This is a genomic window from Mucilaginibacter sp. (genome assembly GCF_039935595.1).
Taxonomy (GTDB): domain Bacteria; phylum Bacteroidota; class Bacteroidia; order Sphingobacteriales; family Sphingobacteriaceae; genus Mucilaginibacter.
Map to the genome: position 1 here is coordinate 1 of NZ_JBDTJZ010000152.1, position 21343 is coordinate 21343.

The 21343-nt window shown below is 40.7% G+C and carries 17 protein-coding genes; 7 read left to right on the forward strand and 10 right to left on the reverse strand.

The window, feature by feature from the left end:
* Positions 1 to 76 precede the first annotated feature (76 nt).
* From atpB to ABI367_RS10165, 3 genes are all read right to left on the reverse strand, one after another.
* Complete coding sequence (gene atpB, locus ABI367_RS10155; RefSeq protein WP_462227161.1) at positions 77 to 1093, reverse strand: F0F1 ATP synthase subunit A; 1017 nt, start codon at positions 1091 to 1093, stop codon at positions 77 to 79.
* A gap of 80 nt (positions 1094 to 1173) precedes the next feature.
* On the reverse strand, positions 1174 to 1497 hold the full coding sequence (locus ABI367_RS10160; protein WP_462258077.1) for a hypothetical protein: 324 nt from the start codon (positions 1495 to 1497) through the stop codon (positions 1174 to 1176).
* Positions 1498 to 1556: 59 nt separating this feature from the next.
* A complete protein-coding gene (locus ABI367_RS10165; protein ID WP_462227163.1) occupies positions 1557 to 1784 on the reverse strand; it encodes an AtpZ/AtpI family protein in 228 nt (75 codons plus the stop codon).
* Between the two features lie 72 nt (positions 1785 to 1856).
* On the opposite strand from ABI367_RS10165, the gene porW reads away from it, so the two are divergent.
* The 3 genes from porW to uvrC all read left to right on the forward strand — a co-directional run bounded on the left by porW (position 1857) and on the right by uvrC (position 8944).
* Positions 1857 to 4769 carry a type IX secretion system periplasmic lipoprotein PorW/SprE gene (porW, locus tag ABI367_RS10170; protein WP_462258078.1) on the forward strand — a complete coding sequence of 971 codons (2913 nt, stop codon included), beginning with the start codon at positions 1857 to 1859 and terminating at the stop codon, positions 4767 to 4769.
* Positions 4770 to 4771: 2 nt separating this feature from the next.
* Entirely contained in the window at positions 4772 to 7033 is a 2262-nt protein-coding gene (locus tag ABI367_RS10175; RefSeq protein WP_462227165.1) for a transglycosylase domain-containing protein, read from the forward strand.
* Between the two features lie 96 nt (positions 7034 to 7129).
* A complete protein-coding gene (uvrC, locus tag ABI367_RS10180) occupies positions 7130 to 8944 on the forward strand; it encodes an excinuclease ABC subunit UvrC (protein WP_462227166.1) in 1815 nt (604 codons plus the stop codon).
* 185 nt (positions 8945 to 9129) lie between these two features.
* On the opposite strand, the gene porN is transcribed toward uvrC, so the two are convergent.
* The 6 genes from porN to ABI367_RS10210 form a co-directional block, all read right to left on the reverse strand.
* Positions 9130 to 10122: a type IX secretion system ring subunit PorN/GldN gene (gene porN / locus ABI367_RS10185; protein WP_462227167.1), complete on the reverse strand. Its 993-nt coding sequence runs from the start codon at positions 10120 to 10122 to the stop codon at positions 9130 to 9132.
* Between the two features lie 12 nt (positions 10123 to 10134).
* A complete protein-coding gene (gene porM, locus ABI367_RS10190; protein WP_462227168.1) occupies positions 10135 to 11673 on the reverse strand; it encodes a type IX secretion system motor protein PorM/GldM in 1539 nt (512 codons plus the stop codon).
* A gap of 53 nt (positions 11674 to 11726) precedes the next feature.
* Positions 11727 to 12536: a type IX secretion system motor protein PorL/GldL gene (porL, locus tag ABI367_RS10195; protein ID WP_462227169.1), complete on the reverse strand. Its 810-nt coding sequence runs from the start codon at positions 12534 to 12536 to the stop codon at positions 11727 to 11729.
* Positions 12537 to 12579: 43 nt separating this feature from the next.
* Positions 12580 to 13890, reverse strand: a complete 1311-nt coding sequence (porK, locus tag ABI367_RS10200) for a T9SS ring complex lipoprotein PorK/GldK (RefSeq protein ID WP_462227170.1) — start codon at positions 13888 to 13890, stop codon at positions 12580 to 12582.
* Between the two features lie 178 nt (positions 13891 to 14068).
* Positions 14069 to 14827, reverse strand: a complete 759-nt coding sequence (locus ABI367_RS10205) for a uroporphyrinogen-III synthase (RefSeq protein ID WP_462227171.1) — start codon at positions 14825 to 14827, stop codon at positions 14069 to 14071.
* Between the two features lie 28 nt (positions 14828 to 14855).
* Entirely contained in the window at positions 14856 to 15836 is a 981-nt protein-coding gene (locus tag ABI367_RS10210; RefSeq protein ID WP_462227172.1) for a DUF4271 domain-containing protein, read from the reverse strand.
* A 78-nt stretch (positions 15837 to 15914) separates the two neighbouring features.
* Between ABI367_RS10210 and hemW the strand changes: the two genes are divergently transcribed.
* The 4 genes from hemW to ABI367_RS10230 all read left to right on the forward strand — a co-directional run bounded on the left by hemW (position 15915) and on the right by ABI367_RS10230 (position 20321).
* On the forward strand, positions 15915 to 17042 hold the full coding sequence (gene hemW, locus ABI367_RS10215; RefSeq protein ID WP_462227173.1) for a radical SAM family heme chaperone HemW: 1128 nt from the start codon (positions 15915 to 15917) through the stop codon (positions 17040 to 17042).
* Positions 17043 to 17174: 132 nt separating this feature from the next.
* Positions 17175 to 17723, forward strand: coding sequence for a fasciclin domain-containing protein (locus ABI367_RS10220; protein WP_462227174.1), 549 nt, complete (start codon positions 17175 to 17177; stop codon positions 17721 to 17723).
* A 223-nt stretch (positions 17724 to 17946) separates the two neighbouring features.
* On the forward strand, positions 17947 to 18813 hold the full coding sequence (locus tag ABI367_RS10225) for a carbohydrate kinase family protein (RefSeq protein ID WP_462227175.1): 867 nt from the start codon (positions 17947 to 17949) through the stop codon (positions 18811 to 18813).
* A gap of 464 nt (positions 18814 to 19277) precedes the next feature.
* Positions 19278 to 20321 carry a type II secretion system protein GspG gene (locus ABI367_RS10230; RefSeq protein WP_462227176.1) on the forward strand — a complete coding sequence of 348 codons (1044 nt, stop codon included), beginning with the start codon at positions 19278 to 19280 and terminating at the stop codon, positions 20319 to 20321.
* Positions 20322 to 20381: 60 nt separating this feature from the next.
* On the opposite strand, the gene ABI367_RS10235 is transcribed toward ABI367_RS10230, so the two are convergent.
* Positions 20382 to 20663: a GNAT family N-acetyltransferase gene (locus tag ABI367_RS10235; protein ID WP_462227177.1), complete on the reverse strand. Its 282-nt coding sequence runs from the start codon at positions 20661 to 20663 to the stop codon at positions 20382 to 20384.
* Positions 20664 to 21343: the final 680 nt, after the last annotated feature.

A 21343-nucleotide genomic window follows, 5' to 3' on the forward strand; every position in this document is an offset into this window, starting at 1 on the left:
TGCGCCAATTGCAGCAATACTTCCAGTCATTTTGTTTGTTTTTTAAACGTGTATATTAATAGATAATTAATTCAAATTAATGGTGATGCTCCTCAACCGCCATACCAATAAACAGGGCGGTAAGCATCGTAAAAATGTAAGCCTGTAAAAATGCAACAAGCAATTCAATGGTATCCATAAACACCACAAATACTATTGATGCAGGGGATACGTATAATGTTTTAAAAATAAATATCAATGATATTAAGCTCAGCACAATAATGTGGCCAGCGGTAATGTTGGCAAACAAACGTATCATTAACGCGAAGGGCTTTGATATAATACCAATCACCTCAACCGGAACCATGATAGGATATAACCAAAATGGAATATCGGGCTTAAAAATGTGTTTCCAATAGTATTTGTTACCGCTAAAGTTTATCACTAACAATGTGATAAAAGACAGGGTTAATGTTACTGCTATGTTACCGGTAAGATTATAGCCCCCCGGAAAAAAAGGTATTAAGCCAAATAAGTTATTGATAAGTATAAAAAAGAACATGGTTAATAACAACGGGATATACCGGGCATATTTTACACCTATATTAGGAATAGCCACATCATCACGAACAAACATAACCAATGGCTCCAGGAACGATTGCACACCTTTAGGTGCCTTACCCGAGCGTTTTCTATAACTTGAGGTTATGGTTAAAAATACCAATAATAATATAATCATACCCAACCACATACTTGCTACATTGCGGGTAATAGAAAAATCAATCAATTTACTATTAGGCTTTAAAAGGTTGGCACCGGGAGTTAAAGCATTATTATCGCCAACAATATTTATTTTATCTTTTACTAACCTATAGGTATAATATTTGCCGGTATAGTCTCCATTTTCCTCACCAAAATCTGATGATGAAAAAATTTCAAATCCTTTATCAGTATATAATATAATTGGCAACGGAATATGCGTTTTTCCCAATATATGCATAGAATGCGAATCGCCTATGTGTTCAAAAATAACATCTTTGGGATTGAACTTTTCCGACTCTCCTTTTTCAGCCTTTTCCTGAGCGAATGATGGTGTAGAAAATACACCAGACATCAAAAAAATGGCATAAATGAAGAATTTTTTAAAATTTTTTGAGTTCAAAATCGACTTATTATACATTAAAATGAAGTTTTCTACCTTAAATTTTGGTTGCGCAAGTTACGTAACAAAATATAAACTTCAAAGGCCGTATTTAAGAAATATAAGTAAAAAAAATCGGCCACAAAAACGTACTTATTTACCTTGTTTTTGAGCAAAAAAACAAGGGCAAAAACCAGGCATGAAAGTATTTTAAAAACGGTTGCGGCCAAAAAAGCCTGCGCCCCTTTTTCAGCGTTGATTTGTTGCGCCAGCGTTACCCCAATTATAACGGCAAGGGTAAGGCCCGACAAAAAAAAGTAGATGAGCCAAAAATGTGGCGTTATCAGGTCAGTATGGCCGTTTTGGGTAAGCCACATAGGCAAAGCCGCCAAAATAATAACAAATAATATGCAGTATAATACGTTATATATAAGCCTCAATTCTTTACTGATTTAAAAACAATATATAAAGAAATAAACACCCCCAACAGCGCCAACATTGCGGTTACCCACTTGGTAGTATGCCCGGCAGCAGCGTCAATTTTATACCCGGTATAGGCAAATACGCCTATAATGGCTATCATTTGGAAAGCCAAACCAGAAAATTTAGCATAATTAGCCATAGGCTTGCCTGGGGGCTGGTTACCAGGTTCATTTTTATCCATCTGCAAATTTATTAAACCTATTGTATAATCTTTAGTAAATTAGCCTTTGCTTTTCTAATCCGGATTTTTACTTTGAGGCGCTCCTTTACATCTATAATAAAACATACTAAATTTTTGCTGCCGGCAATATTGCTTGTTATAGCGGGCTGCTCGTTACAAAACAAGAACGGCTTTAACCGTGCGCTGCAAAATTTAACCGCGCATTATAACATACTATTTAATGCCAACGAGCTATTAAAACAAAAACAGGCCGATTATGCCTTAGCCTTTGTGGACAGGTATGATGACATATTAAGCGTTTACCAGGATACCATACTGCATACCTCGCCGCAGGATAAGGATCTGGAAGCGGCAATGACCAAAGCCAACCTGATCATCAACGAAAAAGAACAAAGCCATTATTTAGGCGATGCCTACCTGGTGCTGGGTAAGGCTAATTTTTTATACGCCAATTATTTTAACGCCGCCGAATTTTTTAGCTACGTAACCCGGTCGTTTACGGATAAGAAAAGCCGCAATTTGGTGCAGGAAGCGCGCGTTTGGAAAGCCCGAAGCTTAATTTACTTAAACAATTTACCCGAGGCCAAACAAACAATTGATACCGCGCTACTAAACATAAACCCCAAACAACGCATAACCGCTGATGTGTACGCGGCTGCAATGGCTTATGATATAGCCTCGCAAAAATATGCCGATGGCGAGGAGATAGCCAAAAAGGCCATTGCTTATTGCAAAAGCAGCAGCCAGAAAATACGGTGGACATTTATTTTGGGCCAGCTACAGGAACTTAATAAACATACCGATGCCGCTATTGCAAGCTATACCAAAATAGTTAAAAGCAACGCCTCGTTCGAGATGGCGTTTAATGCCAACCTGAACCGCATACGTATAAGCGACGAGCAGCAGGGCATACAAATGACGCGGACGCAGCGCCTGCTAAGCTTATTGAAAAATCAGAACAATAAGGATTTTGTTGACCAGATATATTACCAGGTGGGCGAAATATATAGGGCAAATAATGATTTAGATAACGCGGTTAAATACTACAAGTTATCCTTAAGCAACAGCAAAACCAATCAAAACCAAAAAGGATTATCATACCTGCGCATTGCGGATATCGATTTTAAAAACAAGGCCGATTATGTTAGCGCCAAAAAATATTACGATAGCACGCTAACCAACCTTTCGCCAAATTACCCTGGGTACCAAACCATACAAAAAAAGAGCAACAACCTGCAGTTACTGGTTGACAGGCTACATATTATATCCCGCGAAGACACCTTGCAAATGCTGGCCAAACTTGACGAGAAAACCCGGCTGGCACTTATTGACTCGATGGTGGTAAAACAAACCTTGCTGCAGCAACAAATAGCGGCGGCAAATACGGCTTCACAGGCAACGGTTAATACGGTAGCCAACGCTGCATCGCAAACGGCAAGTAAACCGTCGGAAAGTAACTTTTATTTTTACAATGTGGCTGCTGTAAGTCAGGGATATAATGATTTTAAGCGACGATGGGGCAACCGCAAGTTGGAAGATAACTGGCGCCGCAGCAACCGCGCCAGCGCTGATGTGGCCAGCAGTACCGCTATACCGGGCGCCATATCAAGCGGCGACCCTGATGCGCTGCCTAATGGTGTGCGTGCAAAAACTGCTAATGATGTAACCGCGGGCAGTTACCGGCAATCGTTAATGCAAAACCTGCCGCTTACGCCCCAATTAATGGCACAATCAAACCTGCGTGTTTATAACGCTTATTTGGATATAGCTAATTTTTACCGCGATATTTTAGATGATAAAAAAGAGGCCATTGCTAACTATTTGGTGCTTTTAGCTAAGTTTCCGGATGATCCTAATAAGGCGGCCATATATTATAGTCTGTACAGGCTTTATACTGATATGGATGCCGCACAGGCTACTGTATATAAAAACAAACTGCTAAAGGAATATCCTGAAACCACCTTTGCCAAAGTAATTACCGACCCTGATTACAGTAAGCGGATGGATGACAACGACGCTTTGTTTAATACAGCCTATAGTCAGACTTATAACCTATACGCACAAAAAAAATACACGCAGGCGATTAGTGATATAGACGCGCTGCTTAAACAATACCCTAACAATAAATTTTCGGCACAACTAAGTTACCTGCGGGCCATTAGTGCCGGGCACCAGGAAGGTTTAGCTCCCTTTCAAAGCGACTTACAGCAAATAACCGTTAAATACCCGGATGATGTAATAGTAAAACCTTTAGCCATGCAGCACCTGGCTTATATTGACGCTAACAGGGCCGCGTTGAGTACACAAACTTATGTACTGGCTGATAATGACACTACCGGACAACTGTTTATTCCGCCTATAGCCTACCAAAAAGAAACAGCTTTAAGGCGCAATATTACCGTAGAAAACGTGGCGCAGCAACGTGTTGAACCGGTAAAACCGACACCTGTTGAGCAGCCCAACCTTGCAGCGCCAACCGCAACTGCGCCTGTAGCCGTAACACCTGCACCAACGCCAACCGCCAATACGCCGGTTATTGTGCCGCCAACTGCAACGCCGCAAACAGTAGTGGTTCAGCAACCGCCACCAACGGTAACTGTTCCGCCTAAACCCATATCCACCTTATTTAATGAGCGCGATAATACGGAGTACTATTTTGTGGTAAATGTAAGTACCGGCACAACAGATATGGCTCCTTCGCGTTTTGGCATAGGGCAGTATAACAGGGCCAACTTTTTCCCGGCGTCAATAAAACATCAGCTTAAAAATGCGGGTGCCGATAACCAACTTATTTATGTAGGTTTATTTAAAAGCCTTGCCGATGTTAAAGCCTATGCAAGAGATATTATACCGCTGATGCCGCAAATTATGAAGGTACCAAAGGATAAATACAGTTTTTTTATCATTACAAAAGAAAATCTGGATAAATTAGCCAGCAAAGAATTATTGGATAGCTATATTGACTATTACCAAAAAACCTATTAAAAATGGACGTTAAACTTTCGCAGCAGGATATAAAAAGATACAACGGTTACATCTGGAAATTTTTTATTGGCTGCTTTGCATTTGTAGTATTGCTTTTAGCCCTTACTTCGGTAGGATTGTTTGGCACCGTGAAATCTTTTCGCGACCTGGAGAACCCAAAAAGCAATCTCGCTTCTGAAATTATTTCATCAGACAATCAATTGTTAGGCAAGTATTTTGTTGACCAGGGTAACCGGTCGAGGGTGAACTTTAACCAAATATCGCCTAATGTTACCAACGCGCTTATTGCTACTGAAGACAACCACTTTTATACCCACTCAGGTATTGATTTTTGGCGTACATTCAGTATTATCCCTTATAATTTATTAGGTAAAAAACAAGGAGCAAGTACTATTACCCAACAGTTGGCCCGCAACTTATTCTCGGACGAAGACAGGGCAAAAAATCCTATAAAGCGCTTTATACAAAAATTACAAGAACAGATAACCGCCGTAAAAATAGAAAAGCATTATACCAAGCAGGAAATTATTACCATGTACCTTAATACGGTATCTTTTGGATCAAATACATTAGGCATTAGATCGGCAGCACAAACTTACTTTTATACCACGCCTGATAAACTCACCCCCGATCAGGCAGCTGTATTAATAGCACAATTAAAAGGCCCGGCAATATATTCGCCCATAAATCATCCCGATAGGGCAAAAAACAGGCGAAATTTTATTTTGGGGCGTATGGCAGAAGAAGGCTATTTAAACGATGCCCAGGCTAAAGAATATCAAGCTAAACCTTTGGGGATTAGTTATCATCCAACCAATCATTACGAAGGCATTGCCCCCTATTTCAGAGCCGAACTAAAAAAAGAACTAACCAGGTTATTTACCGAACAGGGTATACAAAAAGCAGATGGAACGCCTTATGACCTTGACCGGGATGGATTAAAGATTTATACCACTATTAATTATCAAATGCAGACGTATGCCGAAGATGCGCAGAAAAAATATATGCAAACGCTGCAGGTATTATTTAATAAAACTATTAAGGGCGTCAGTATGTGGAAAACTGTACCCCAGTTTAAAATGCTGATTGAAAATGGCATGAAACTTTCTGACCGTTACAAAGAATTAACATTACAGAACAAAACCGATGAAGAAATTAGGGAAAACTTTAATACCCCTGACACCTTAGAAATATTTACCTGGAAAGGTGATAGTACGGTAATATGGAAGCCTATTGATTCTATAGCTTATTGCCAGCTTTTATTACGTAACTCCATGATGAGCATGGACCCTAAAACAGGCTATGTTAAAGCATGGGTAGGCGGCATTAACTTTGAACATTTTCAGTATGACCAAGTAAAAGCAGGCAAACGGCAGGTGGGCTCAACAGCTAAATCATTTACTTATGCTAAGGCTTTAGAGGAAGCTTATTCGCCTTGTCAAAGGGTGGCGAACGTGCCGGATACCATATATACACCGGGTAGCCCGCCATGGTGCCCTGCATCTTTTGATACTAAGCCTGGCTTGCTAACATTAAGGGAAGCTTTGGCTTATTCACAAAACTGGATAACCGCGCACATCATGAAAGAGATTACCCCCGTGCCTGTGGTTGAGTTGATAAAAAAACTAGGAATAGGTGGGGACGTTCCCTCTGTACCCTCAATATGCCTGGGTACTTTTGATGCATCAGTTATGGAAATGACCGCGGCATACAGTGCCTTTGTAAACCATGGGTTATGGACAGAGCCTACCTATTTACTACGTATTGAAGATAAAAATGGCAATGTGATCTATTCAGATCATCAGCCAAAAGTAACGCAAGCCCTTAGCGAACAAACTGCATATGTTATGACCTATATGTTAAAAGGCGTGGTTGATATTACAGGCGCAACAGGTAACCGGTTACGCTGGAAATATAACTTTACCAACCCTATGGGTGGAAAAACAGGTACTACTAATGATAACTCGGACGGTTGGTTTGTAGGTATTACCCCACAACTGGTAACCGGCGTTTGGACAGGGTTTGAAAGTAGATATGTACATTTCAGATCAACCAGTTTTGGCGAAGGTGCTAATACAGCCCTGCCTATATTTGCCGAATATATGAAATCTGTATACGCCGACCAGAAATTAGGTATTAAAAAGAACATAGACTTTGATGTACCTAAAGGCGACTTGCCACAACTGGATTGCAGTGTTTACGATGGCGGCGGCGGTCCTCAAAAGAAAGGGGCGAATGATGTGGAGAAAAGACTAAGTTTCTAACTGGTTTATATGTAATTAGCCCCACCCAACCCTCCCCGGTAGGGAGGGCTTTAAAAAAGTCTCCCCAACCGGGGGAGATTTAGAGGGGGCAGACTAATGAACAAATTTGATTATAGGGCAGCGTTAAAAGATATTCCGCATAAACCGGGGGTATATCAATATTGGGATGAGGCGAACGAGCTGATCTATATCGGCAAGGCAAAAGACCTGCGCAACCGTGTTACCTCCTATTTTAATAAGGACACCAATGTAAATGCCAAAACACGTGTACTGGTATCAAAAATACGCAAGATAACCTTTACCATTGTTGATACCGAAATTGATGCCTGGCTGCTGGAAAACAGCCTGATTAAAAAGCACCAGCCACGGTACAACGTAATGCTTAAGGATGATAAGACCTATCCGTGGATCATTATTAAAAACGAGCATTACCCCCGCATTTTCTGGACCCGCCGTATTGTAAAGGATGGCTCAAAATACCTGGGGCCCTATGCCTCGGTAAGTATGATGCACGCTATTTTGGGTTTGATAAAAGAAACTTACCCCCTGCGTACCTGTAACCTGGCGCTTACCAGGCCTAATATTGAGGCCGGTAAATTTAAAGTATGTTTAGAATACCAATTGGGCAACTGCAAGGGCCCCTGCCAAAACTACCAAACCGAGGATGATTACGACAACAGCATTGAAGAGATAAAAGATATTTTAAACGGTAAAATTGGCGCTGTGCTACGCAAAATGAAGGTGGAAATGGACAATGCTATTTCTTCCTTAAATTATGAACATGCACATAGGCTAAAAAGAAAATTTGATCTGCTGGAAAATTACCAAAGCAAATCAACCGTGGTAAACTCGTCTATTACGGATGTGGACGTGTTTAGTATCGCATCCGAAGAAAAGTATGCTTTTGTAAACTTTTTAAAGGTGATGAATGGCACTATCATCCAAACACAAACCATCGAACTAAAAAAACGACTGGATGAAAGTTATGAAGAGTTGCTGACACTTGCCATAACCGAATTTAGGAGCAGGTATAACAGCGATTCGAAAGAGATAATTGTACCGTTTGATATTGATCTGGATGATGATAAGCTAAAGTTTACCGTACCCAAATTAGGCGAAAAAAGAAAGCTGCTTGACCTTTCGCAAAAAAATGTACAATTCTTTAAAAAGGAACGTATAGACCAATACGAAAAACTGAACCCTGAGGTACGTACGGAGCGTTTGCTTACCCAAATGATGAAAGACCTGCGCATGAACCAACTGCCCCGGCACATTGAATGTTTTGATAACTCAAACTTTCAGGGCAAGTATCCGGTATCGGCTATAGTTGTTTTTAAAGATGGCAAACCGTCAAAAAAAGATTACAGGCATTTTAACGTAAAAACCGTTGTGGGGCCTGATGATTTTGCCACTATGGAGGAAGCTGTTTTAAGGCGGTACCGCCGTGTATTGGATGAAGATACCGGCTTGCCCCAACTGATAATTATTGATGGCGGCAAAGGGCAGCTATCATCAGCCATGAAAAGCTTAAAACTATTGGGCATTGATAAACAGGTAACGGTTATAGGTATTGCCAAACGGTTGGAAGAACTTTATTATCCGGGAGACCAATACCCACTATATCTGGATAAACGATCAGAAACATTAAAACTGATACAGCAACTGCGGGACGAAGCGCACCGCTTTGGCATTACCTTTCACCGTAAAAAACGCGATAAAGGCACATTGGCTACCGAACTGGAACTAATTGAAGGCATTGGCAAAACTACCGCCGAGAAGTTACTCAAGTATTTTAAATCTGTTAAAAAGATACGGGAAGCTAATGAAGAAACACTGCTTGAAGTGTTAAATACCAAACAGGCAAAGGCCTTAATTGAGTATTTTAATGGAAGTGGATTAGTTAGCAATTAATCAAATTGTCATTTCGAACATAGTGAGAAATCTATACATATCCTCCGCCGAACATGTGTATAGATTTTTTCGCTACGCTCAAGAGAATAGTTCTCCTCGTACCTCGTTCGAAATGACAATAGGGTTAAACAAAAAAGTCAAAACCGTTGTGGTTTTGACTTTTTAATTTTGACTTTTGACTTAACCTAGTATTGCCAAAGATTAAGCTCCCAATCCATCAAATCTTTCTTTATCCGTTCAGATTCGTACAAACGGTCAATACCGTCGGCATAATCTTTAATACGTTCGTCCTTAGCGTTTGATTCCTTAACAATATAACTGGTAAACATGCGCTTTAAAAACACATCGTCATAGCTTAAACCGGTTGCGTCATTTTTACCGGCAAATACTTCTTTGGTAACCAGTATAGGGCGGGCGGCCGGAAAGTATATCCAGAAAGCGGGCTGATAATCAACATTAAGGGTTACACCAGCTACTTTTTGTTTGATCATTGGCGCTATGCCAATAATACGAGGTTCGTAAACCGACCGTTGTTTATCAAATATCCAGTCTTCTTTAATACGGAATTTCACAATACTATCAGGTGCAAATGTACCTGCAACAAGTGTTGAGCCTGTTTTATCGCCGTTTTTATCAAATTTATCTACCGTGGTGCTATCCGCCATTTTTCCTATAACCTGTTCGGGCGTTAGCGGGGTAGAAAAGCTGTCGCCGTTTGGATCATCCTTTGCGGGATTAGCAGTAGCATCATAAGCGGTCAATTCGCCGTCGGCTATAGCCTTCATTAAAATATCAATTAACCTTGCTTTTGGCGACCCCATATAGCTGTTCATCTTTTCGCGCAGGTCAATTTCGCGCCATACCCGTTTTGACATGGCCACATCAGCTTCGCGCAGGGCGGCGTAAGGCGTTACCCTGGCATTCATTATGTCAGTTTTTTGATAATAACCATCAACAGGCCTGTCAAAAGGTTTGGCAGGTGCTGCGGCTGGTTTTGCCACCGGTTTAGCAACCGTGGCTACTGGCTTTTTAGCCGTATCAAGCGGTGCTGTCGCGCGTGTATTTGCTCTGCTTACCTGTTTAACCGGTTTTTTTGTTGTGGTGGCTTTTTTCTTAGCTTTTTGCGCATAAACGCTAACACTTACTAAGCAAAGCACTATTAATAATAATTTTTTCATAGTCCCTCTCCTTTACTGTGCTTGTAAAACAATGGCATCCAATGCCCGTTGTGAACCATCAGGCCCAACTGCCATAATATCTTTAAATACAATGGTCGAGCCTGGTGTAATGGTATTTAATGCCTGGTGCATTTGTGCACTTAACGAGCTTCCTGTTGTACTCATATTAATAGGGTCCTGCCGTGGTTTAATAATTAATAAACCAAAACGGGTTACATTAAATTTGGCATCAAATTCAAAATTTTCCAACTTGGCAAATATAGCATCCTGGGCTTTAATATTAGCCGCGCTTGTGCTACCGCCCGATTTACCTGCAAACTGCGCCTTAGGATCAGGTATACGTTTTACACGAAACTCGGTTGAGCCCAATACCATGGTTTTACCATTTATATCGCCAGATACGGTAATAGTTGCCAAACCCGGGGTTGTAACATTAGCTGAGTAATGACCTGCCGAACCTGTAATTGTTCCACCGCCGGTTATGCCAATTTTTAATTTTTCTTTAGGGATGCCGGGCGCCGATATAGATACCGGGTTTGGCAAGCCTATATATAATACCAACATCTTGTCAGGCGATACTACCGCCGATGGTTTAGCTACCTGGTAAGTTTGTGGCTGGGTAGTATACGTTTTAAACGTACCATCATTTTGCCTCACCCGTATAGTACCAATCCAGGTGTGCATACCTTCGCTGCCGGTGCTGCCGGTATATTTGCCTCTCCCTGCTTCAACAGCTAACCTGCCGCCATCCACCGTAATTTCGGGAGATGATTTTGAATCAGAAGCGGTAAGGAATACCTCAGCAGTATAAGGCTGCCCTACCAACACATAACTGGTTGGCGCAACAGCAACTGCCGAGAATTGGTCCAGATTTACAACGGCCTGGTCAACCTCGCCTAATATTTTTTTAACAATTTCATTTTCGGCATTTTTGGTATCCGCCTGTATTTTGGTTAAAGCGGTCATGGCAGCACCCATAGGTATGCCTTCGCCAAAGTTAGCCTGTTCCCAATCTTTATTAGGAAAACCGGCCCTATGCTTTGGCGCAACAGCGGCTAATGATAAATTAACGCCTACGCGCTCTTTTTCATTTAATAAAGCTATTAATTTCTGACGGGTCTCGTCAATTCTTTTATGCAGTTCGTAGGCATTTTTTCTGCGGTCAACCATCAAATCAACAGAAGCATCCAGGTTTTCGCGGCCCTTGTAATCATTGGTGCTAGGATCAAAACCCCCGCTTTCATCGATCAAGGTTTTTTTAAGGCTTTCAACATAAGTATTCAGGTCATTAGCCAATTTACTGGCCTGTTTAGCTTTGTCGTAAATAGGTTTAGCTCTTTCGGGCTGTTCCTTTAATTTTGTTTTTTCAAACGCAGTAAATGTATTATCAATACCTGTTTGCACGTTGGTTTTTGATGCCGTTAAACTATCGCTTATGTTTTTAAATGCATCCAACAAACTATCAGGTACATCCAACGCAATTAAGCCCAAAAGTACCAGGTATAAAATACCTATCATTCGTTGCCTTGGGGTTTCCCTACCTCCAGCCATGTGCTATTATATTATTATGTTTAATTATCAAACTATCAATTAACTTTTACCTGTTATGAGGTACGTGGCTGGTTCATAGCGCTAAGCATATTACCATAAATGGAATTTAATGAAGCTAAATTCTTAGCTAAACGGCCAACCTCCTCTTTAAACTGTTTTGAATCGTCTAATGATTCATTAAAGTTGTTCATGGTTAATGACAGGTTTTGATAAAACTTATTCATTGATTTTAAATGCGCGCTTGAATCCTGTAGTTCCAGTTCGTACACGGCATTTAAAGCCGAAAGATTTTTGGCCAGGTTATTAACCTGATCATGGTATGCTTTTGAATCAACGTTTGAATTGGCCATTTCGTTCAGGTTGGTAGATGCTTTGTCAAATGCGGCGCTCAACGTATCGTAACTTGCTGTGGCCGATTTTACCTTTTGTGTAAAAGCTATAGTCGCTTCGCCTGCATCTGTTACTTTCGATATGGCGTTAACTTTATCGCCAAAAGTTCTTAAGCCTTCGCCCAGGCTGCCTATCAACTCAGGACCTATCTTAGCGTCGGCCAGCATTTTATCTAAAGCTGCGGTGTTTGAAAAATTATCGCCGCCTCCAACTGCTTTCGGGCTTGCCTTAGCAAATTCGCCGGCATACTCTTCATGCAATTCAGGATAGATGCGTGTCCAGTCAACCTCATACGGTTGAGGCTGAAAACCTAATATAAAAAACAATAAAGCTTCTGCTCCTAAACCAATGGTTATAAATATGGTGCCATAAGGCCAGTGTTGTATTTTAAACAACAAACCTATAATAACAACTGTAGCGCCCCATGAAACAATGTTGCCTATTTCAACTTTGAATTTTCTTTTACCGGCCATGTTAATGTATAATTTTTTTGGATTTTAGTTTATAATGGTGTGTTTAGCGCTTGTCTCTCAGGTCGCGGCCCTGGAAGTGAGTAACACTTCTGAAACCGATGTATGATTTTGCAGTATCCTGGTACTCATAGGTACGTGATGAGTTTTGAAGGAAGTAACCAATATCTTTCCATGATCCGCCACGAACTACCTTACGTTTTAATACTTCCTTATCATTTGCCTTAGCCTCGTAATTAAAGGTTGGCGCAAGGTCGTTAACAAAGGTTGATGCTGATGGATCAAAAGCAGATGATGTCCACTCGGCTACGTTACCGGCCATATTGTACAAGCCATAATCATTAGGAAAATACGATTTCACGTTAACGGTATATGTACCGCCATCGTCAGAGTAATTACCGCGGCCCGGTTTAAAGTTGGCCAGCAAACAGCCTTTGGCATTTTTAATGTACGGGCCACCCCAGGGGTAATCAGTACCTATCCTGCCGCCGCGGGCTGCATACTCAAATTCTTCTTCGGTTGGCAACTCATAAGCCGAGCGGTGCGGTAGATGACGCTTATCCTGATAAGCATCGTTGTAACGTCCGCGCCAAACTGTAAAGGCACGTGCCTGGCGCCAGGTTACACCAACAACCGGATAATTACGGTATGAGGGATGCGAAAAATAACCTTCAACCATTGGCTCATTGGCTGCATATGAAAAATCTCTTAACCAAACCAGCGTATCGGGATAAACCGGGATGGTATCGCGTATAATAAAGTCTGACCGTTTTTTTGCTTTATTGGCATTATTGGCCGCTGCACGATAATCGGGTATAGCATAACTGTATTTTAACATGCGTACATCCAATTCGTTACGGTCAAAAATCCGGTCATCGCCCTGATAAAACATGTTATTTAACTTAGATGCGTTATCTGCCTGACCTTTTTTTGCAGCCCTGAATACCGGGTATTTTTTTACATAATCCCAGTTAATGTACTTTTTATTAGCACTATTTGCGGCAGCCCCTTTAGGGGTTATATAGTATTTCTGATCATTTAAATAACCTATAGCAATCGAGTCTCGAACCCAGTTAACAAACTGCCTGTACTGGCTATTGGTTATTTCGGTTTGATCCATAAAAAATGCAGGTATAGTAACCTGCTTAGTTTGCGAAATTTGCGCGAAGGTGATATCCTGATCTGTTTGACCCATTAAAAAAGTGCCGCTTGGGATATATACCATGCCGTAAGGCACTTCGGCCCTGAATGAACGTGCCGACACCCCTATAACTTCGCCCCTGTCGCCTCTTTTGCTGCAACTGCTCAACAATCCGCCAACCAATACCGTTAGTACTAAAAAGTATATTTGTTTCATTTTAAACAATTCAAAAAAATAATTGGTTATATAACTATAACTAATGCCCCGAATATATAAAATTTGCCTCTTACCACAAAAAATGTTTTTTTATTGAACATAATGCGGCATTACATTTATTGCCATTATTACGGCAAAAATGCGTTTATAGTTACAGATTTATATAGTAAAGATATAATTATTTATTGGCTTGTTTAATATATTGCTCAATAGCCATGGTCATTGACGGCGCTGCAGGCGTAGGCGCAGGTATATCCAATATAAGGCCGGCCTCCAATACCGCCTTATGTGTAGTGGCACCAAAAGCGGCTATACGGGTATTATTCTGCTTAAAGTCGGGGAAGTTTTTATAAAGAGATTGTATGCTTGATGGGCTAAAAAAGGCTATGATATCATAAAATACCTCGGCCAGGTCAGAGAGATCGCTGCATACGGTGCGAAACAATACAGCCGGTGTAAAGTCATAGCCGTTTTCCAGCAAAAACTTTTGTGTTTCTTCTGCCGCCACATCCGAGCATGGGTAAAGAAATTTCTCGCCCGAGTGTTTTTTTAGCACTTCGGCCAGGTCGGCGGCACTTTGCTTACCAAAAAATATTTTACGTTTACGGTACTGGATATATTTTTGCAGATAAAGGGCAATAGTTTCTGAAAGGCAAAAATATTTCATGTCTACAGACACATCAAACCGCATTTCTTCACATATCCTGAAAAAATGGTCGGCAGAGTTACGACTGGTAAAAATTACAGCACTAAAATCGGCCAGGTTTATCTTGTCTTTACGAAAGTCTTTAGCAGGCACACCCTCTACATGAATAAATGATCTGAAATCAATTTTCAGGTTATGCTTTTTAGCTAATTCGGCATAAGGGTTTTTATCATTTTCGGGCTTTGGTAAAGTAACCAGAATGCTTTTAACCTTTTTCTTTCTATCTTCCAAAATTCTATTTTCTAAAAAACTATAATTCTCATATATCAAGTGCCTTAATTAAAATTAAAACAGGACAAATTTCGAGGGCACAAAGATACACAATTAAATAAAACTTGTGAAATCGAATATTCGAAATAATATTCACGCTGCTGCGCAGGTATAACCAGGTAAAAATAATTACTATTAAAATCAGGCCCAGCACCAGCAGATAGGGGATGAATCTGGCATCTAACAGACAAAAGCAAACGGCCAGCGGTAAAAACACAAAAGCTATATTAAAATACGTTAAATAAAGTATAGAAATGTACTCGCCTATCACTCTGTTTATATCAAAAATAAACCCTAAAAATTTTAATATTAAAAACTTAACCGCAAACAACACCAGTATAATAAGCGATAAGGTGATGAACAACCTAAACCCTGCAATACTGTAAAATGTATTATTATAAACTGCCAGCTGGTATATGATAAGCCCAAATGTTAAGCCAAACAATAAAAAAAGCCCGGCAAAAGCCCAAAAGTTTATATACCCTTCTTCCTTACCGGCCTGCACAAGCACACGTTTGCTGTAAAATGATTGCACCACGGTTTTAACATCCTTGTTTAGGGTGATGTTTAACAGGGCCGTATAAAGCAACAGGCATATAATGGTGAATACCACCCATTGGTCGCGGGTTTGGCGGCTGTGCCCGTTACGTACGGTTGTTTTTGGTTTGCCGGGGATATCTAAAAACTGGTAGCCCTTGTACAATATACTATCGGCTAATTTAGACAGGTATCGCTGGTTCATGGCCGCATCAGGGTATTTTATATGCAACAGGGCTACCGAGTCCTTCAAAAACTGCTCATGCGCCTTTGTTGCCAGCACCACCGAATCGAGAACGGATAACTGATTTTGCTGCGGCATACCCGGCAATAAATTATACCTGTTTAAACTATCGCCCTGAGCATAACCCCGGTAGCTGCATAACATTAACAAACAGCAAAAGCCAATAAAACGTAATTTTTTGAGAAGCATGCTGCCGCAAATTTATTGAATAAAATGCGTTTAATTACAGCATTGGCAGGTTAATTATATTACTGTTACTTTTGCGCCATGGCAGGCATCTATCTTCACATCCCTTTTTGCAAACAGGCCTGCCATTATTGCGATTTTCATTTCAGCACCTCGTTGCAGTATAAAGATGATCTGCTCCAGGCACTGGTAAAGGAACTACAGCTGCAAAAAAATTATCTTGCCGGCGAAACTATTGAAACCATTTATTTTGGCGGCGGCACGCCATCGCTATTAGAGCCGGGCGAGATCAACTTACTGATAGATACCATAACCGGGTTACATACCGTAGCCTCAAACGCCGAAATAACCCTGGAGGCTAATCCTGATGATATGGATAAAACCAAGCTACAGGGGTTGTTGCAAACTCCTGTTAACCGTTTTAGTATAGGCGTGCAATCATTTTTTGATGAGGATTTGGCCTGGATGAACCGCGCTCACCACTCAAATGAGGCCGAGGCCGCTGTAAAACGCGCGCAGGACATGGGCTTTGAAAACCTAACGGCCGACCTGATATACGGATACCCTTTATTAACCGACCAAAAGTGGAAACACAATTTGAATAAGCTTTTTGAGTTAGACATTCCACATGTATCGTCATACAGCATGACTGTTGAACCGGGTACCGCGCTGGCGTCGTTCATCGGCAAAAAAAAGCAACCTGCCATGAACGAACAGCAAAGCGCCGAACAATTTAACCTGCTGATGGATGCGATGCAAGCCAACGGGTTTGAGCATTATGAAATATCAAACTTTTGCAAACCCGGCCATTACTCCAAACATAACTCCAATTACTGGAAGGGCGTAAAATACCTGGGGATTGGTCCGTCGGCACACTCCTACAACGGCGAAACAAGGCAATGGAACGTGGCTAATAATGCTAAGTATATACAAGCCATTATCAAAAATAACCTGCCCGCCGAAACCGAAATTTTAAGTGAAGCTGACCGGCTGAACGAATACATAATGACCTCGCTGCGTACCATGTGGGGACTTGATATTAACCGACTTAACAGCATAGCCGCCGCGGCATCAACCCCATTATTTATTGCCGCCGAAGAATATTTTGATAAAGGCTGGATCGTGCAAAAAGAAAATATAATTTACCTTACCCAAGCCGGTAAACTATATGCCGACAACATAGCCGCCGGGCTGTTTTTTGAACAGTAATACTACTGCGCGATACGTATTTAAGTGCCCAACGGTTTAAAACTCCTTAAAACCTCAGGCTATCAGAAAATTAAAACTGCTCATTAAAAGCCCACGTATCTTCCTTCAAATAACATCAATCAAAAAAACAAAATGAAAAAAATCATGATCGCGGCGTTTGCTTTAGCAGCTATTGCATTTGCGCCTAACACTTATGCTCAAACTAAAATGGTTGGTGGCGCTGCCATGTATCCAACCAAAAACATTGTTGAAAATGCGGTGAACTCAAAAGACCATACCACCTTAGTAGCCGCCGTTAAAGCAGCAGGGTTAGTTGAAACTTTAGAATCAGCCGGACCATTTACTGTATTTGCACCCACCAACGAAGCTTTTGACAAACTACCTGCCGGTACTGTTGCAACCCTGGTAAAACCAGAAAACAAAGCAACACTTACTAAAATTTTAACTTACCACGTAGTAGCAGGAAAATTAAGCGCTGCAGATTTGATGGCTAAAATTAAAGAAGGTAAAGGCAGTACCGAATTAAAAACCGTACAAGGCGGTGCGCTATGGGTTAAACAAGATGGTAAAAAATTATACCTGGTTGACGAAAAAGGCGGAAAATCATGGATAACCATTGCCGACGTATTTCAAAGCAACGGCGTAATACATGTGGTAAACGCGGTATTAATGCCTAAATAATATTGGCTTTTCGGTAAGCCATTGCAAGGTTGCTCGTTTTGCTAATGGGTAACCGCAGCCAAAATCTACCCTATCTCTATCTATAAAAAACAAAAGCCCGGTTGTTATAAGCGCCGGGGTTTTTTTGCGTTTAATACACCTGTGTTTCCCGCTAATAATTTTAATTAAAATGTCTTATTAATTTTGCCTGTTACCTAACCCAAAAACGCTTAGTTTTACGCACATGGATATATTATGCTTTGGCGAGATTTTATGGGATACTTTTGATGACGGTCAAAAACCCGGCGGGGCTACCATGAATGTGGCGTTCCACCTGGCGCAGCAGGGGGCTAATGCCAGCTTTGCCAGTCGCGTGGGCGATGATACCCAGGGCAATAAACTCATTAAGTTTTTAAAGAGTGCGGGCCTTTACAGCGACCTGATACAAGTTGATGAAAAACGCCCTACCTGCGAGGTTACCGTACATCTGGACCAAAACCAACAGGCCACTTATACTATACCCTACCCTGTATCATGGGATAATATTAAATTAAAAAAACCGCTTACCAAAAATGCTAAGGATGCCGACGCTATTGTTTTTGGCAGTCTGGTTTGCCGCGACGCCACCAGCCGGGATACCCTGCTTAACCTGCTGAATGAAACCACAGCGCTTAAAGTATTTGACGTTAACTTAAGGCCACCACACTATACCCTGTCAACTATCGAAACTTTGGCGGCTGCCGCTGATGTGGTTAAAATGAATGAAGAGGAAGCCGATTTGCTTTTGCACCGCACAAAAGGCGACCTGAAGGATAAAATAATTGAGTTCCGCAAAAAATATCATGTAAAAACCATCTGTGTAACCCGCGGCGAACACGGTGCAATGGTATGGCACGACCACGAATTTTATGAGCATCCCGGCTACGCCGCCAATGTGGTTGATACCGTAGGCGCGGGCGACGCTTTTTTAGCAACCTTTACTCTGGGCCTGCTTAATAAACTACCCATACCCCAAATACTGGAACGTGCCTGCGCCGTAGGCGCTTTTGTAACCAGCCAGCGCGGTGCCAACCCCCAATATGTGGAGGGGATTGTGGATTTGATGAAGTAATTAATTCCCCGGAGTCATGCCGAATTTATTTCGGCATCTCACTTATCTGTCCCTAATAATATCCTGAAAGAATTTTGAGAGAACTTTTTTTGGTAAAATGGTTTACATAGGTTTACATAATTAAATAAAAAAATAATTAATTCATTGATAATCAATTTATTATAAAAATAGTGGGTTTACATATTTGTTGATAAAAATTAGTGCTTTTCAACTTCATAGTTCTACGTGTAATGTAGCGTAACATAGTTCCTGTAACGCATTAGTTTTCAGAAAAATAAAGAAAGTATCTTAAAATATTCCGCCATCGCTTGGCTTTGCCGGGTGATGGATATTATTGGGCCTGCACCGCCTATAGCGGCAAGATGCCGTTATGTAATGGTCACCCGGCCTGAGCCGAGCGACTGCCTGGGGGGATTGCGGATTTGATGAAGTAAAAAGTATCTTTACGATACCAATACCTTAATATGCAAATTGAGTTTCAAACCACAAAAAAAGATTATTTTCATTTTCTTTCTTTTTACAGTTTACAAAGACTAAAAAAACGGGCCGGTCTTGTAGCTATTATTTGTGTGTTTATAGCTATGTCGGCTTTGGGCAAAGATCAGATTTGGTGGAAAGGGATGATTGGGTTGCTTGCATTTCCAATTTTATGGTGTTTGCTTTTGGCTATTGCTTTTTTAAGGATGTTATATGTACTTAGGCAATCAAAGCATACTGACACAAGTTATAATGATCATAAAGTATTAACAACTACTGACGATGGCTTACAAGTTCAATACAATAGTTCCGGCATTATTAAAACATTACCCTGGAGTTCTGTTCAAGGTGTTGATTTAACTAAAAACGCTATATATTTCTCCTTAGCCAATAAACAGCGGTTCTTTATTCCCAGGAAATATTTATCAACTGAAGAGACAACTGAATTTTTGAGTGTAGTTGATAAATATAGATTTTCAGAGAATGAAAAAAATTTAAGAGATCTTATTATATCTATTGAAAATAAACCACCTTATTGGATGGGATACTTATGTCTGATCCCGCTGATAGGTGCGTTTGTGGGAATAGTCTTAATTTTTAATGGTTTTTTTAAGTATCGCAAAAACATAAAACTTATACTAATGGGTATTGGTGGTGTAGCGCTCACTGTCGTTATATATGGAACATTAATTTACCAATCAAATACTGCAGATGAGCGAAAAGAATTTATACCATTCACGAAATCAGACCTTAACACATTGATGCAAAAGGTCGAATTTTACAAAATAAAGCATGGTAGTTATCCGGATAGTTTAGCACAATTATATGATAAGGGTGAAATACATTCTAAATTTGATCCTATTCTACCAAGAGATGATAACCATGGTTTCAACTATAAAAAACAGGGCAACAAATATCACTTGTTTTCATCAGGATTAGACGGCATACCTAACACAGCCGATGACATTTATCCCAAAATGGCAATAGCCGACACTACCAAATTTGGCTTAATACTCAAAAAACGATATTAATTTAGTTTGCAAGAAGGTGTTCGCCCTGTTCTTCTCTCGCTAAACCGAGCACCTATTTAATTACGCCACCAACCGTTCCCATTCCGGGTGCCGCTTTAAAAACGCCTTGATATAAGCACAATAAGGTACTATTTTGCCGTTATTGGTTTCAATATAAGTCAACGTTTTTTCAACCAGTGTCATGGCAACACCGTGGCCTTCCAGGTCAACCGGCACTTCGGTATGTATCAAAAAATACTTATCGCCGCGTTGCTGGTAATCAATAAAAGCGCGGTGACCGTCCACAATCAACTCAAAATTATGGATAGGTTGGTCGTTTATTAATGGGATGTTTTCGTACATAGTGGTCAATGGTGAGTGGTGAATAGTTGATTAAGTGAGTGGGCTGTTAAATTTAAGCAATAAATATTATTACAATTGGCAGAAATATGAAGTTTTAAAACTTTGCAGGTAGTTTCCATCCATGGTTTAACTCATTCAGATAGTTTTTGGGACTTCAATTTATAAAAGAGAAGATATTATAATCTAAATAACTCATTTACAGAACATTACATGGGTTTTAAATTATGTTTAACACTTTTTCGCGCATTTTTTTCTTAATGCATTGATTAACAAATATTTATAAAAAATAATGCTCAAAATATGTTAAACGATGTTAAACGATTTTAACTTTTTTCTACTATTGTTAGTTCCGGTATATGATAGAGAAGGGATTTTTTATTTTCAATTTCCCTCTTTGCCGCAAGCGGCAGAGAGGGTCGGCAAACGCAGTGATGCCGGGGGGTGAGTCGACGGAGCGCGGTTATCAACTCACCCGGTCTTTGCTTCGCTCGACCACCCTCTCTATGCTAGAGAGGGGCTTTCACAATCCCCAACCCTCTTTCCGCCAAAGGCGAAGAGAGGGTCGACGAGCGACGTAGCGATGTCGGGGTGAGTCAACGGCGCGCGTTGAAACACCCCCCTCCACCCTCCCGTTAGGCTACTGTGTACCCATACCTTTTTAATTAAAAAAATGTGATTAT

Bases quoted from the DNA above. Each gene is read 5' to 3' on its own strand.
- uvrC (WP_462227166.1), top strand. From the start codon at position 7,130: ATGAACAAATTTGATTATAGGGCAGCGTTAAAAGATATTCCGCATAAA.
- atpB (WP_462227161.1), bottom strand. From the start codon at position 1,093: ATGTCTGGTGTATTTTCTACACCATCATTCGCTCAGGAAAAGGCTGAA.
- hemW (WP_462227173.1), top strand. From the start codon at position 15,915: ATGGCAGGCATCTATCTTCACATCCCTTTTTGCAAACAGGCCTGCCAT.
- porL (WP_462227169.1), bottom strand. From the start codon at position 12,536: ATGGCCGGTAAAAGAAAATTCAAAGTTGAAATAGGCAACATTGTTTCA.
- ABI367_RS10235 (WP_462227177.1), bottom strand. From the start codon at position 20,663: ATGTACGAAAACATCCCATTAATAAACGACCAACCTATCCATAATTTT.
- porN (WP_462227167.1), bottom strand. From the start codon at position 10,122: ATGAAAAAATTATTATTAATAGTGCTTTGCTTAGTAAGTGTTAGCGTT.
- ABI367_RS10210 (WP_462227172.1), bottom strand. From the start codon at position 15,836: ATGCTTCTCAAAAAATTACGTTTTATTGGCTTTTGCTGTTTGTTAATG.
- ABI367_RS10220 (WP_462227174.1), top strand. From the start codon at position 17,175: ATGAAAAAAATCATGATCGCGGCGTTTGCTTTAGCAGCTATTGCATTT.
- ABI367_RS10165 (WP_462227163.1), bottom strand. From the start codon at position 1,784: ATGGATAAAAATGAACCTGGTAACCAGCCCCCAGGCAAGCCTATGGCT.
- porK (WP_462227170.1), bottom strand. From the start codon at position 13,890: ATGAAACAAATATACTTTTTAGTACTAACGGTATTGGTTGGCGGATTG.
- porM (WP_462227168.1), bottom strand. From the start codon at position 11,673: ATGGCTGGAGGTAGGGAAACCCCAAGGCAACGAATGATAGGTATTTTA.
- ABI367_RS10225 (WP_462227175.1), top strand. From the start codon at position 17,947: ATGGATATATTATGCTTTGGCGAGATTTTATGGGATACTTTTGATGAC.
- ABI367_RS10175 (WP_462227165.1), top strand. From the start codon at position 4,772: ATGGACGTTAAACTTTCGCAGCAGGATATAAAAAGATACAACGGTTAC.
- ABI367_RS10160 (WP_462258077.1), bottom strand. From the start codon at position 1,497: ATGTGGCTTACCCAAAACGGCCATACTGACCTGATAACGCCACATTTT.
- ABI367_RS10230 (WP_462227176.1), top strand. From the start codon at position 19,278: ATGCAAATTGAGTTTCAAACCACAAAAAAAGATTATTTTCATTTTCTT.